Raw genomic sequence first — 13,085 nt, forward strand, 5'->3', positions numbered from 1 at the left:
GACAGCCATAAAATCAAAGTTATTTAAATGCTTCCCGATGGGTAGTGTGGCATCTTTTAGGTTGCGTGCTAAACGTTTATCCTCGCGTGCCAATAGCTCCTGATGGCATAACTCAGCCAAGTATTGCTGGGGTGACCATTGTTCTTTAGTCGCTTTATCTGCCACGCTCTCCCAGAGCGTGCCAANCGTGGCTAATCTTAGCTGCTTTAGCATCAAGGGTAAGGAAGCGGTATTTCTATGCATGATGGGCTCCAAACAATTGACTGTAGTCTTGAAGCGAGTGCTGTTTAATCGCTATGCTAGGCGGCATCGCAATGATGCGAATGAATCGCTCTTCACACTGCCGGATGGTGGGTAATTGTCGCTGTCTTATCCCCTCCAATACATACGTTTCTAATGAATGCTCGCAGTCATGTCGGTGAGCTAGGTACAGCAATTTAACGATGTAATAACACGCCTCATCAGCCGATAAACTGTCATCCACATAGTGCCAGATGCTTTTATAATTGTCGTTAGGCAAGATATCATCGCGTAGCTTACTATGCCTAAATGCCAATGGTTTNTTATTGAGCGCATCAATGATGTGCCGGTAATTGACGCTNCGTGCACGTCCTGTCTTGTTNCGTGTNTATAGACGNTCTAATTCTAGNACTTGCTCCATCCCAAGATATAGNGCTATTCGTTGNTCATATACCCTAGCAAGTAGTCGATTACCGATGAGTCGTGAGGGAACGGTGTAGGTGACGCGTTTTAAAGAAATGGTACTCGTTCTGCTGACACTGACATAGTGCTCTGAGTAGTTGTCGCTAGGGTACGCTGGGAGCGCTTGTAATTGACGCTGCTCCAAGGCAAACTTATCGTGCACGCGTTGGTTACGTCGGTCGATGAGACTCTGGATAAAAGCCTGATACTCAGCGCGACAATTAAAATTACTACTGCCTCGTAATTTAAGTGCTTGTGTAATTTGCGCTTTAATATGTCGGTGGGCAGACTCAATGGCACCGTTCTCATGAGCTACTCCACGATTATTACGGGTGGGTTTAAAGCCGTAATGCTTAGCGAAGTCATGATAACGTCCAGTAAAATCTTCTCGACTGGACATATTCTTATAAGCAGCACTTAGGCTATCGGTACGCACATCAAGAGGAACGCCATTAGAAGCTTGAAAGGCGTTCTGTAAACCCTCAGATAATGCCGTAAAACTCTCGCCACCGTAGACTACCTGCGCATAAGCCCAACCACTGGCTGGCAGACGATAATGAAATAATAAGTGCTTGAGTGGATCATCGGCAATGCGAACCCCTAAGTTGATGTACGTAAAATCCGCTATCCCCAATTCACCATAGCCATGTGTCTGCAGGAAGATAACGTCTTTAGGACTGCCGTGGACACTTCGCCAGTTAGCGATACGACGTTCCAAGGTACGCCGAGCGCTAGGCCTAAAGATGTCTTGATGGTGTTGGCATAAATAATCAAAGATTCCCACAGGGGTAATCTCATTATCCTCACGAATCCATGGCAAAACGATACTGTCCCAAACTGCTTGTAAAGGATCGTCACGAGTACGCCAGTGGCGTGGTTGCGAGGACTTGGGCTGAAGTTGGTTGTGTTCAATACGCCTTGCGCTGCGCTCAGAGATGCCCGCTTTAGCAGCGGATACTGCTTGAGTGTGTTTCTTTCTAAAATCCATATAACGCTTAACTTGTTGCTTAGTAATCTTACTACCAGACACAGTAAAACCCTCCGTTTTNTCTGTGTCTGACCTTAGCAGATTAACCGGCCAACATAATTGTCGCTACGCCGGTCAAGTTAATTGTCGCTCTATACACGACAGTAGCATTTCACCTAAAATGATTATCGTATTAATGCTGTTATGCTACTTTGTTTTGGGTATGTTTCTGGATGATTTTGCAATTGCCTTTATCACAGTACCTATTTTTGTGCCTATTGTAAGTGAACTAGGTTTTGATACCGTTCGGTTTGCTATCTTATTCGTATTGAGCATGCAAACGGCTTATCTAACCCCACCATTTGGTTACAACCTCTTTTATATGCGATCGGTGACGCCCAAAAATATATCTATTTATGATATTTATGTAGCTGCCTTACCGTTTATTTTATTACAGACTTTTGGCTTAATTATTGTGTTCTTGTTTCCGGAAATTGCATTGTGGTTGCCAAATAAATTGTTTTAATCAAAGAGGCTAATCTTTCATTCGCCTAACTTAATAGGATCATTCAGCTGAATTTGGACGATTTGGAGTAATGCTATTTTGGCATATGCCGCTTAAAAAACTCCCATATCAATTGGCTTGAGTTGGGACCATGTGTCGAGTTAAAGGGCAGGTGAGCATCACCACCTGCCCAAGCATGGTTTAAGTGCCTTACTTTTATCAGCTCAAGAATTCTTTTGGAGCCAGCACGATAAATTGTTTGGTGATATTCCTTATTACTACCGGCAAAGTGCGTTTTGCTCAGTCCAGCCATATCCATTGGTAGATTATTCATATATAGAAACTGCTTAACGAGTTCGTCAGCATTACGCTGATTGACCACCGTATCCCGTTGGCCTTGAATAATTAGGGTGGGTATCAGATGTTTTTCATGTGGATTTAGCGGTGCTATATAGGAAGCGAGGGCTTGGTCACTATCTAAGTGGCTATCTTGCATGACGTTGACTGCTGTTAGTGTATCGTGAGCGCGACCTAAAACCGGGCAGCTGTGCATTGCCACGGCTGCAAATTTATCGGGGTAACTGGCTGCTAAGACGCCTGCCATTGCCGCCCCTGCAGATAGGCCGGCTACATAGATCTTTTGTGGATCTAAGTCATGCATAATAACCGCACTGCGGATGATTTTCATGATTGTATTCGCTTCGGCCATGCCGGGTCCATCGATAATATGATGCCAACGCCAACAGTTACTGATGTGGTTTCGTCTACTTTGTTGGGGATAAAGCACCACAAAGCGATTGCGCTGTGCGATGACATTCATTTGTGTGCCTTGAGCAAATAAAGCGGCATCTTGTTGGCAACCGTGCAGCATGACGACTAAGGGCATGCGTTTGCTGTCAGCTTTGCGTGCTGTTGAAGAAGGTTTGAAAATAAAGTAATCGAGTCTAGAGATGAGCTTGTTTTGATTAAAAGCCGGTGCGATAAAAACGTGCTTTTTCCATTCGCCGCGTTTTTGCGGTTCCGGTCGTGTCAACAAGACATTAGCTGCTTTTAGCTGTTCAGGCAATATTGTTTGGGCATGTTTTGAAATATTGCCTTGGAGCTTTAAAAGTTGTCTTGTAGCCTTAATAACGGATTGTTTAGAACGGGGGCGTTTAGCCATTTATTTTTTCTCAACAGGGCGTGTGACATAGTTAGAGAAGAATTTTAAAATCGTCTCGCTGGAGTTTGGCCCATTGTCCGTGTTAAATGGTAATGAGGTATCACCACCCGCCCATTCATGAGCCATCTCATCAACCTCCATTACCTTAACAATGGGCATTTTCTGGTGGTAATAGACTTTTTGAGTATAAGCATGAGGTGTGTCAGGATTATGTCGTGTCACGGTAACTTTGGTGTCTAGGGGTAAGTCATTTAAATAAAGTGCTTGCTTACTGAGCGCGGTGGCATTGCTGATGTTAACGACATCATCTTTTGCTCCATGAATAATTAGCGTGGGTATGTCGTGTGGCTTAGGTTTTGAAAAGGTTTTAAGAAAGGAGGTTAACTCCTCATCACTTTCGTTAATCAGGCCTCCCATCACTGTTAAGCCACTACGGACATCACGTGCTTGTCCAAATACCGGGCCGCTATGTAGGGCAACTGCGGTGATTTTTTCCGGAAAACTAAAAGCAATCGCATTTGCCATACCGGCGCCGGCTGACATGCCAGCCACAAAGACATTATTTGAATCGATTTTATATTTTTTGATGGTTCGAGAGATTAGCTCCATAATCGTATTGACTTCAGCCATACCGCTGTCGGAATCTAGGTTATACCATCGCCAACATTGAGCAAAGTTATGTCGCTTATTTTGCTGAGGATACAGCACAATAAAACCATACTTTTGTGCATATAAGTTCATCTGAGTGCCTTGTGCAAAGACACTGGCATTTTGGTCGCAACCGTGTAACATAACCACCATACCGCGATGCTTTGCTTGCTGTTTGTTATCAGCGATACTTGGAATAAAGGTATAATATTCCAGTTCGTTCACAAATTGTTCGGTCGTATTTTCCGGCGCTGTAAATACCGATCGTTCCCAGGTCCCCACATCGACAGGGTCTGGATGCAATACAGTCATATCACTCGACTGAAAGCTAGTAGGAAGTAAGTGCCTGACATTGTTCATAAACTCTTTTTGCATGTCATAAAAAACTTGAGTTTGCTTAAAAAAGTTTGATGCACCTGCCATAAAGGGATTAAAAACCATCAATTTGTTATGTCCTATGCAAAGAACAAGCTACCCGATAGGGTTAGCTATTCTATTAATTGAAGAATCTCAAGGCTCTAGCATAGCAACCTCTACTCTTGGCTGGCAAGAGCAATTATTGACTGTACAGTGATTATGAATCAGGATCTTGTTTTTATGGAAATGGCGTTGCAGCAAGCAGAAAAGGCGGCAGCGCTTGGCGAGGTGCCTATAGGCGCCGTGATTATAGGGCCGGATAATCGTTTGCTTGCCGAAGGTTTTAATCAGACCATTTATCGCAATGATCCGACGGCCCACGCTGAAATAGTCGCACTGAGACACGCAGCATCCGCATTGGGTAATTACCGTTTAACTGATTGCACGTTGTATGTGAGCTTGGAGCCTTGTGCCATGTGTATGGGAGCCATTTTACATAGTCGTCTTAAACGCGTGGTTTTTGCTGCGAGTGATGCAAAAACAGGGGCATGTGGTAGTGTGATTAGCTTGCAGTCTGAGCCTAAACTAAATCACCATTGTGTGGTGACTCAGGGGGTGATGGCTGAGGCTGCAGCCACTATGTTGAGAAATTTTTTTAAAGCAAAGCGTTTAGCCAAAAGAGGCTGTTAAATGTGTCATTACTTATATAATACAGCGGTAGTTTTTAAGGATAAAGTCTGATGGATAATCACGAGCACAGCGGCAAAAGTTTTCTTGAGCAAACAGCAGAAGAAGAGTTTAATAATGAGCAGATAGTATCTGATGAGGCCAACGACGTGCCACCCTATGTGGCAGAGTACGATGAGCAGATACCACTCTATATCCTATCCCCGTCTAGTGCTGTAGCGGATATCTCAATGTTTGATACAGCGTCAGCACGCCTGACAGATTATGGTTTTGATGTGCGGCGTGACCCGATGGCAGACGCTAAAGAGACTCGCTTTGCAGGTACGGATGAGCAGCGTGCAGCAGCTTTTAGTCGCGCGGCGTCCAGCGGGGCAGAGGTTGTTATGGCCAGTCGAGGTGGTTATGGTCTTAGCCGTATTTTGCACCTCATCGATTGGGAGTTGCTTGCCAAACACCCTAAGCGTTATGTCGGTTACAGCGATTTTACTGCATTTAATTTGGCTCTTTTAGCCAAAACAGGGATGAGTAGTTACACCGGGCCGGCAGCGATTCCTGATTTTGGTCACACTGAGGTCGATGAGCTAACCGCTGAGCTTTTTGTCGAGTCAATGCGCGATGAACTCGAAATTTTATGTTTTGAAGCCGAGGGCTCAGACGAGGTTGACGTTCGTGGTACCCTGTGGGGCGGCAATTTAGCGATGATCTGCTCCCTGATCGGTACCCCTTATATGCCTAAAATAGATAATGGCATTTTATTTATAGAGGATGTTTCTGAACATCCATACCGTATTGAGCGGATGCTTTGGCAGCTCTGGCAAGCCGGCGTTTTAGCTAATCAGCAAGCAATTATGTTAGGTCACTTTACTGATTATCAGTTAGTCGTGCATGATAATGGTTTTAATTTCAACTCGGTAATCCAATGGCTTCGCTCAGTGGTCGGGATTCCTGTGGTGACCGGCTTACCTTACGGCCATGGTGAGGTACGTGCTACCTTGCCCATTGGCGAAGAGGTTGGATTAGCTACGCAAAATGATATTGCTTATCTGGTATTAAAAGAGCATGCGCACGGTGATGATGAACATGCGCATCATCAGCACGATCATCATGACTAGATTTTATAAAAATAGCTTAAGCTTAAAAGGAAAAATTAATTGATATCCACATCGAATTTGACCATTCAATTTGGTCCTAAACCCTTATTTGAAAATGTTAGTGTAAAGTTTTCTGATGGTAATCGTTATGGTTTGATTGGGGCAAACGGCTCCGGAAAATCAACCTTTATGAAAATCATTGGTGGTGATTTAGAACCAAGCTCCGGTTCTGTGACGTTAGAGCAGGGTCTACGGTTGGGTAAGTTACGCCAGGATCAGTTTGCTTTTGAAGAACACCAAGTGATTGATGTGGTCATGATGGGTCATACTGAAATGTGGGCTGCCATGCAAGAACGTGATGCGATCTACATGGATCCTGAAGCGACTGACGATGATTATATGCGCGCGGCTGAATTAGAGGCCAAGTTTGCCGAATATGATGGCTATACGGCAGAAGCCCGTGCGTCAGAGCTACTGTTAGGGCTTGAGTTTCCCATTGAAGAGCATCGCCTATTGATGAGTGAGATTGCGCCGGGTTGGAAGTTGCGCGTCTTGTTAGCGCAGGCACTATTCTCTAATCCTGATGTCTTGCTACTCGATGAGCCTACCAATAACTTAGATATTCATACCATTCGTTGGTTGGGCGATGTACTGGATAGCTATGATTCAACTATGATTATTATCAGTCACGACCGTCATTTTTTAAATCGAGTCTGTACGCATATGGCCGATGTGGATTATGGTGAGATTCGTGTTTACCCGGGCAACTACGATGACTATATGTTAGCTTCAGCACAAGCGCGTGAGCGTTTGTTAGCTAACAATGCTAAAGCCAAAGAGCGTATGGCTGAGTTGCAAGATTTTGTCAGCCGTTTCTCTGCTAATAAATCAAAAGCTCGACAAGCCACGTCACGCTTAAAGCAAATTGATCGCCTCAAATCTGAGCAGGTTGAAGTAAAGCCTTCGTCGCGACAAAACCCTTTTATTCGTTTTGAGCAAAATAAAGCCTTGCATCGTCTAGCGGTTAGCGCTGAGAAGGTCAGTAAAAGTTATGATCAACCGGTGATTAATAATTTTAATGCCATGATCGAAGCAGGGCAAAAGGTCGCCATCATTGGTGCTAATGGCGTTGGTAAGACAACTTTATTAAGACTCCTAGCGGGTGATATTAAACCGGATAGTGGTGAGGTCAAATGGGCAGAAAATGCGGATATAGGTTATATGGCGCAGGACGTTTCTGATCAGTTTGAAGCGACGGTTAATGTATTTGATTGGATGACAAATTTCCGCCAAGCAGGTGATGATGACCAAGCTGTACGATCAGTTTTAGGTCGTTTGTTATTTTCAGCTGATGATATTATTAAGCAGGTTTCAGTGCTTTCCGGTGGTGAAAAGAATCGCATGACCTTTGGTCGCCTCATGCTAGGCCGTCATAATATTTTATTATTAGATGAACCGACTAACCACTTGGATATGGAATCAATTGAATCATTACAAATGGCGTTGGAGAAGTACAAAGGTACCGTTATTTTGGTATCCCATGACCGCCAATTTGTTTCGGGTATCGCTGACCGAATCATCGAGATTATGCCAAATGGTGAGATTGTTGATTATTTAGGCGATTATGATGGTTATTTGGCTTCTCGCGGTTTAGAGGATTAATCTTAATTTTTTGAGGTCAATTTTTGTTAGAACTGATAGGTACGGTCTCTTACGAAGAAACAATTAAAAAAAGTCTTTTTATCGTTCATGCTGCTCCGGTGCTGTCGGCCGAAGAGGCGCTGCGTTTTGTTGAGGAGCATAGCAAGGTCGATGCTACTCATAATTGTTGGGCATTCCGTATTGGTGATGAGTATCGTTTTAATGACGATGGTGAACCCGGTGGTACCGCAGGGCGTCCAATTTTAGCTGCTATCGAGGGGCGTGACTTAACCAATATCGTTGTTTTAGTGATCCGTTATTATGGTGGCATTAAGTTGGGCACAGGTGGTTTAGTGCGTGCTTATGGTGGAACCGCTGCTAAGTGTTTGCATGATGCCCCTAAGCGAGAAATTGTCGCTATGAGCCGTGTACTTTGCGATTGCCCGTACTCTGATATGGAGCGGCTTAAAGTGCAGCTACAACAAGATGGTGTGGTATTGGTTTCAGAAGATTTTGATGCGGTAGGTGTCAAGTGGGAATGGCTTATCCCCGTGACAAAAGTACCGGAGCTTGAAGAAATTCATCGTAACCTCACAAGGGGACAAGCCTATTGGAAAATCATTTCTAAAGAAGAGATGATTTAAATTTAAAAAAAGTCGACACATGATAGGTGCCGACTTTTTTAATATGGCATAAGAGCGCTTTTTATTAAGCTTGGTCTTGACCGCCATCCTGCTCTTGGGCCGCGATTTCGGCACGAACTTGGTCCATATCAACTTCTTGAACCTTTGTTAATAGGCTTTCAAAGTCAGCTGGGGCCAACGCACCAGGCTGAGAAAATAAAAGAATACGATCACGAAAGATCATTAGCGTAGGAATTGAGCGAATTTTTAGCGCTTGGGCGATTTCCTGCTCTTCGTCCGTATTTACTTTATAAAATTTAATATCAGTGTGCTTTTCTGCTGCTGCTTCAAAGGTAGGGCTGAATTGCTGACAAGGGCCACACCAGGGTGCCCAGAAATCGATCACCAAGGTGCCATCTTGATTTAGGGCATCTTGGAAAGTGTCTTTGGTTAAATCTTGATAACTCATAACTGTCCTTTTCTGTAAAGTGGGTGGGCAGAAACTTAAAGCAACTGCTAGACTGATTCATTATATTAAGATAGATTGAATAAATCCAAGTGCATAATCATATATTGTCCCGTCGTTATAGCGTGTATTGTACCTAGGCCATCCCGAAACGTATTACAAACAGGGTGGCTACAATGATTGTTGCAAAATGTAATTCTTTGGCTTTGCCTGTAATTAGCTTAAGTACAACATAGCTAATAAAGCCAAAAGCAATCCCTTCAGCAATTGAGTAAGTAAATGGCATGATCAATGCAGTGAGTGAGGCAGGGACAGCTTCAGTTGGATCTGACCAGTCAATTTCTACTAATTCTCGCATCATCAGGCCTGCGACGTAGAGTAACGCAGGGGCAGTGGCGTAGGCTGGAATGACACCGGCTATCGGTGAGAAAAAGAGCGATAGGAGGAATAAAATACCGACGACCATGGCAGTCATGCCGGTGCGACCGCCACTTTGTACGCCGGCAGCACTTTCGGCAAAAGCAGTGGTACTGCTGGTACCTAATAAAGAACCACCCAAGATCGCTGTACTATCGGCAAATAAAGCTTTGCCAAGGCGACTTGGCTTGCCCTCAGGCATCAGGCCGGCGCGTTTGGCGACACCGATTAACGTACCGGTAGCATCAAATACCTCGACTAAAACAAACACTAAAATGATATTAATAAAACCAACATGCAATACGCCCAAGACATCTAACTGCATAAAGGTAGGAGCCACAGAAGGAGGCATAGAGATAGGGCTGCTGGGAGCGTCCGTATAGCCAAATAATATTGATAAGATACTGACTGATAAGATGCCGATTAAGATAGCACCACGTACACGGAGTGTATCTAAGGCAACAATAATAAAAAATCCGATGATGGTAAAGATGACTTCATAGGATGTTAAATCGCCATGAGCGACTAGCGTTGCTGGATTAGCGACAACAATACCGGAAGTTTGTAGCGCAATAAAAGCGAGGAATAAACCAATACCTGCAACAATTGCTGAGCGCAGAGATTTTGGAATTCCTTCAATTAACCACGCACGAATGCCGGTTGCGGTTAAAATAATAAAGATTATCCCGGAAATAAATACAGCACCTAGCGCTTGTTGCCACGTGTATCCCATTGCTCCCACCACGGTAAAAGCAAAAAATGCATTTAACCCCATGCCTGGCGCCATACCGATTGGCCAGTTAGCAAAAAAGGCCATAATAAAGCAACCCAGTGCTGCCGCTAAGCAGGTGCTTACAAAAACGGCACCCTGATCCATACCAGCGGTGCCTAGAATTTGAGGGTTAACAAATATAATATACGCCATGGTCAAAAAGGTAGTGATACCGGCGACCAATTCGGTGCGAGCAGTGGTGTTGTGCTCTTTTAATTTGAAGATAGACTCAAACATAGTGCTTTGCGCTCTTTTAAATGGAAATAAAAACTAACTTTGTAAGGTAGTATTTTAATTCTTTACAAAAATTTATACAGCGATTTATGAATATACTCGGTTTTGAAAGTTCCTGTGATGAAACAGGTGTCGCCATTGTAAATACAGAACAAGGTTTGCTTGCGCACGCCGTACATAGTCAGATTGATATGCACAAGGCATACGGTGGCGTGGTGCCTGAATTGGCGTCACGTGATCATATCCGTCGGGTGCTGCCGCTAACATACGATGTATTAAAAAATGCTAGTTTGACGATTGAGGATATTGATGCGGTGGCTTTTACCGCGGGGCCCGGCTTATCCGGTGCTTTATTAGTAACGGCTAGCGTGGCTCAAGCCTTTGCTTGGAGTCATGATTTGCCGACGATTCCTATTCATCACTTAGAGGGGCATTTGCTGTCGCCGATGTTATCACCGGAGGTGCCAGAGTTTCCGTTTGTCGCTCTTTTAGTGTCGGGTGGTCATACGCAATTAATGCGAGTTGATGCTGTAGGTCAATATGAATTGCTCGGAGAAACCTTGGACGACGCAGCGGGTGAGGCGTTTGATAAGTCCGCTAAGCTCATGGGTCTGCCATACCCTGGTGGACCTCATCTTGCTAAGTTGGCACAAGGAGGAGACCCTAATCGTTTTCAATTGCCGCGACCGCTTAAGCATAGTCCGAACTTGGATTTTAGTTTTAGTGGTCTCAAAACGGCGGTGCTTACTACGTTAAGAAAACTGGAAAAAGAAGGTGAGGTGAGTGCTCAGGACTATTCTGATCTGGCGGCCGCAACTGAAACTGCCATTGTTGATGTCTTAGGCTATAAGTCAATTAAAGCGATGAAGCAAAGCGGCCTTAAGCGTTTAGTGGTGGCCGGTGGTGTGGGCGCTAATATCCACCTAAGAAGCTTTTTAGAAAAGCAAATGGCCAAACTAGGTGGTGAGGTTTTCTTCCCGCCTCTCGCACTCTGTACGGATAATGGCGCAATGATTGCTCACGCAGCAAGTGAGCGGGTAAAAGCGGGTTTGGTTGATTTGACTGAGCGCAATTACAGCACTCGTATCCGCACCCGCTGGGATCTCGCTGAGATTTAGCGATGAGTTTTTTGACGTTTTTTCTTTGTTGAGACAGTGGCAGCAGGCTTGATAACCGCTGCCTTTTTACTACCAATTTTGCTCTCTTTGCCGTGCAAAAGATTATCAATATTTTTCTTATGCTTGTAGACTAAGCAAGACACAATAAATAAAATAGCAACAAACCAAGGCCACGAGAAAGTGCCGTTACCGATATTTAAAAATAAATAATAAATAGGTGCCATGACAGCACTGACGATAGCGGCTAAAGAAGAATATTTGAATAATATCGCGATGAGCAGCCAAGTGATAATACAAATTAGTCCGAGTAAGGGACTAAGAGCTAATAACACCCCCACACCGGTCGCTACTCCTTTGCCACCTTTAAAACCAAGCATGATTGAATACACATGACCTAAAAACACGGCAATGGCGGCGATTGTTACTAGCCACGGGGAGAGGTGCCAATGCTGGACTATTTTTATAGTGATAAAGACAGTTACATAGCCTTTTAGCAGATCTCCCAGTAGAGTGATAATCGCGGCTTTTTTATTGCCACTCCGTAAGACATTAGTGGCGCCGGGATTGCCTGACCCATAGCTGCGAGGATCTTCGAGGTTAAGTAGCTTAGAACTGATGATCGCAAAAGAAACTGAGCCAATCAGGTAGCCGGATATAGCACAAATGACGGCAAATAATAAAGAGGACATGCTTGCTGACTCTTAAAATAGTTAATTAAGTTTTGTATTATATGGAAAAATATAAACTATCTAGCAATAGAGGCAAGAAAAATAATTTTCTAAACTTTTTTCATTGTAGTCAATGTCAGAGACTGTCTCTAAGGCTGCTATAATCTTTTAGTCTAAATTGATTTATCATTCTTTTTGGTATTTATGAGAAAACATATTCTTCTTTCTAATGATGACGGTTACAGCGCTAGAGGTATAGAGGCATTGTACGAAGCCCTCAGTGATATCGCTGATGTGACGGTCGTCGCACCTGAAACCAATCATAGTGGCGCCTCTAATTCATTAACTTTAAATCGTCCGCTGGCTATACGCCAAGCTAAAAATGGCTTTTACTATGTTAATGGCACGCCATCAGACTCGGTGCATGTGGCTCTAACAGGTTTAGTTGACAAAAAGATTGATTTAGTAGTAGCCGGTATTAATAACGGCGCCAATCTAGGCGAAGATACTTTATATTCTGGTACGGTCGCAGCAGCCACAGAGGGTTTCTTATTTGGCTATCCGGCCATTGCCTTTTCTTTGGTAGAGCGTGAGTGGCCACATTTAGATGCGGCGGCTGAGATTAGCCAATACATTGTTAAAAAGCAGTTAGAGAAGCCGCGCCAATCGCCTATGCTCTTAAGCGTTAATATTCCTGCTTTAGCGAGTCATGATCCAAATAATATTCGTATCACTCGTTTGGGTCGACGTCATCCTTCACAAGCCGTTGTTCCAACGATCAGTCCTAACGGTGAAACAATGTACTGGATTGGTTCGGTGGGTAATGTCCGAGATTTTGCCGATGACACTGATTTTGGTACGGTACAAAATGGTCACGTCGCGATTACTCCTTTGGATTTGGATCTAACCCATCATGACGAAATAGAATTAACTCAACGCTGGATTCACAGTTAGCAGTTTTAGTTTTAATGACAAAAAAATCTTTAACATTTAGACCGCATTTGCGTGATGGGCAGATTAAGCGAGA

At 44.0% G+C, this 13,085-nt stretch carries 14 protein-coding genes; 7 read left to right on the top strand and 7 right to left on the bottom strand.

All coding sequences use genetic code 11. From position 1 onward, the window contains the following. Together B092_RS15875 and istA are read right to left on the bottom strand one after the other, a co-directional pair. On the bottom strand, positions 1–243 hold a 243-nt coding region (locus tag B092_RS15875; RefSeq protein ID WP_018574500.1), incomplete at its 3' end, for an ATP-binding protein. Continuing rightward, positions 236–1,732 (bottom strand): IS21 family transposase, encoded by a 1,497-nt coding sequence (gene istA, locus B092_RS0106780; RefSeq protein ID WP_018574501.1) that lies wholly within the window; start codon positions 1,730–1,732, stop codon positions 236–238. The genes B092_RS15875 and istA, both read right to left, overlap by 8 nt. Positions 1,733–1,850: 118 nt before the next feature. Here istA and B092_RS0106785 point away from each other — a divergent pair, with 118 nt between their 5' ends. Then, the gene (locus tag B092_RS0106785; RefSeq protein ID WP_018574502.1) at positions 1,851–2,195 is read left to right on the top strand and encodes a TRAP transporter large permease subunit; all 345 of its coding nucleotides are present in this window, start codon (positions 1,851–1,853) and stop codon (positions 2,193–2,195) included. A gap of 73 nt (positions 2,196–2,268) precedes the next feature. Here B092_RS0106785 and B092_RS0106790 read toward each other — a convergent pair whose 3' ends face one another. Continuing rightward, a complete protein-coding gene (locus tag B092_RS0106790) occupies positions 2,269–3,336 on the bottom strand; it encodes an extracellular catalytic domain type 1 short-chain-length polyhydroxyalkanoate depolymerase (RefSeq protein ID WP_018574503.1) in 1,068 nt (355 codons plus the stop codon). Then, on the bottom strand, positions 3,337–4,425 hold the full coding sequence (locus B092_RS0106795; RefSeq protein ID WP_018574504.1) for an extracellular catalytic domain type 1 short-chain-length polyhydroxyalkanoate depolymerase: 1,089 nt from the start codon (positions 4,423–4,425) through the stop codon (positions 3,337–3,339). A 135-nt stretch (positions 4,426–4,560) separates the two neighbouring features. Here B092_RS0106795 and tadA point away from each other — a divergent pair, with 135 nt between their 5' ends. The 4 genes from tadA to B092_RS0106815 are packed head-to-tail and all read left to right on the top strand — an operon-like array spanning position 4,561 to position 8,404. Then, positions 4,561–5,031: a tRNA adenosine(34) deaminase TadA gene (gene tadA / locus B092_RS0106800; RefSeq protein ID WP_018574505.1), complete on the top strand. Its 471-nt coding sequence runs from the start codon at positions 4,561–4,563 to the stop codon at positions 5,029–5,031. 50 nt (positions 5,032–5,081) lie between these two features. Next, positions 5,082–6,140, top strand: coding sequence for an LD-carboxypeptidase (locus tag B092_RS0106805; protein ID WP_018574506.1), 1,059 nt, complete (start codon positions 5,082–5,084; stop codon positions 6,138–6,140). Between the two features lie 39 nt (positions 6,141–6,179). Then, positions 6,180–7,781 carry an ABC-F family ATPase gene (locus B092_RS0106810; RefSeq protein ID WP_026253653.1) on the top strand — a complete coding sequence of 534 codons (1,602 nt, stop codon included), beginning with the start codon at positions 6,180–6,182 and terminating at the stop codon, positions 7,779–7,781. Positions 7,782–7,804: 23 nt separating this feature from the next. After that, positions 7,805–8,404: an IMPACT family protein gene (locus tag B092_RS0106815; protein WP_018574508.1), complete on the top strand. Its 600-nt coding sequence runs from the start codon at positions 7,805–7,807 to the stop codon at positions 8,402–8,404. Between the two features lie 64 nt (positions 8,405–8,468). On the opposite strand, the gene trxA is transcribed toward B092_RS0106815, so the two are convergent. Then, complete coding sequence (gene trxA / locus B092_RS0106820) at positions 8,469–8,852, bottom strand: thioredoxin (RefSeq protein WP_018574509.1); 384 nt, start codon at positions 8,850–8,852, stop codon at positions 8,469–8,471. 133 nt (positions 8,853–8,985) lie between these two features. Further along, complete coding sequence (locus B092_RS0106825) at positions 8,986–10,275, bottom strand: NCS2 family permease (protein WP_018574510.1); 1,290 nt, start codon at positions 10,273–10,275, stop codon at positions 8,986–8,988. Between the two features lie 86 nt (positions 10,276–10,361). Between B092_RS0106825 and tsaD the strand changes: the two genes are divergently transcribed. Next, positions 10,362–11,390: a tRNA (adenosine(37)-N6)-threonylcarbamoyltransferase complex transferase subunit TsaD gene (gene tsaD, locus B092_RS0106830; RefSeq protein ID WP_018574511.1), complete on the top strand. Its 1,029-nt coding sequence runs from the start codon at positions 10,362–10,364 to the stop codon at positions 11,388–11,390. Here tsaD and plsY read toward each other — a convergent pair. After that, positions 11,387–12,079, bottom strand: a complete 693-nt coding sequence (gene plsY / locus B092_RS0106835) for a glycerol-3-phosphate 1-O-acyltransferase PlsY (RefSeq protein ID WP_018574512.1) — start codon at positions 12,077–12,079, stop codon at positions 11,387–11,389. The two genes, tsaD and plsY, sit on opposite strands and share 4 nt — an antisense overlap. Before the next feature lie 183 nt (positions 12,080–12,262). Between plsY and surE the strand changes: the two genes are divergently transcribed. After that, positions 12,263–13,012 (top strand): 5'/3'-nucleotidase SurE, encoded by a 750-nt coding sequence (surE, locus tag B092_RS0106840; RefSeq protein WP_018574513.1) that lies wholly within the window; start codon positions 12,263–12,265, stop codon positions 13,010–13,012. The last annotated feature ends 73 nt before the right edge of the window (positions 13,013–13,085 follow it).

The organism is Oligella ureolytica DSM 18253 (assembly GCF_000373745.1).
Taxonomy (GTDB): Bacteria; Pseudomonadota; Gammaproteobacteria; order Burkholderiales; family Burkholderiaceae_B; genus Oligella; species Oligella ureolytica.

Bases quoted from the DNA above. Each gene is read 5' to 3' on its own strand.
- B092_RS0106790 (WP_018574503.1), bottom strand. From the start codon at position 3,336: ATGGCTAAACGCCCCCGTTCTAAACAATCCGTTATTAAGGCTACAAGA.
- B092_RS0106825 (WP_018574510.1), bottom strand. From the start codon at position 10,275: ATGTTTGAGTCTATCTTCAAATTAAAAGAGCACAACACCACTGCTCGC.
- tadA (WP_018574505.1), top strand. From the start codon at position 4,561: ATGAATCAGGATCTTGTTTTTATGGAAATGGCGTTGCAGCAAGCAGAA.
- plsY (WP_018574512.1), bottom strand. From the start codon at position 12,079: ATGTCCTCTTTATTATTTGCCGTCATTTGTGCTATATCCGGCTACCTG.
- B092_RS0106785 (WP_018574502.1), top strand. From the start codon at position 1,851: ATGATTATCGTATTAATGCTGTTATGCTACTTTGTTTTGGGTATGTTT.
- trxA (WP_018574509.1), bottom strand. From the start codon at position 8,852: ATGAGTTATCAAGATTTAACCAAAGACACTTTCCAAGATGCCCTAAAT.
- surE (WP_018574513.1), top strand. From the start codon at position 12,263: ATGAGAAAACATATTCTTCTTTCTAATGATGACGGTTACAGCGCTAGA.
- B092_RS0106805 (WP_018574506.1), top strand. From the start codon at position 5,082: ATGGATAATCACGAGCACAGCGGCAAAAGTTTTCTTGAGCAAACAGCA.
- B092_RS0106795 (WP_018574504.1), bottom strand. From the start codon at position 4,425: ATGGTTTTTAATCCCTTTATGGCAGGTGCATCAAACTTTTTTAAGCAA.
- tsaD (WP_018574511.1), top strand. From the start codon at position 10,362: ATGAATATACTCGGTTTTGAAAGTTCCTGTGATGAAACAGGTGTCGCC.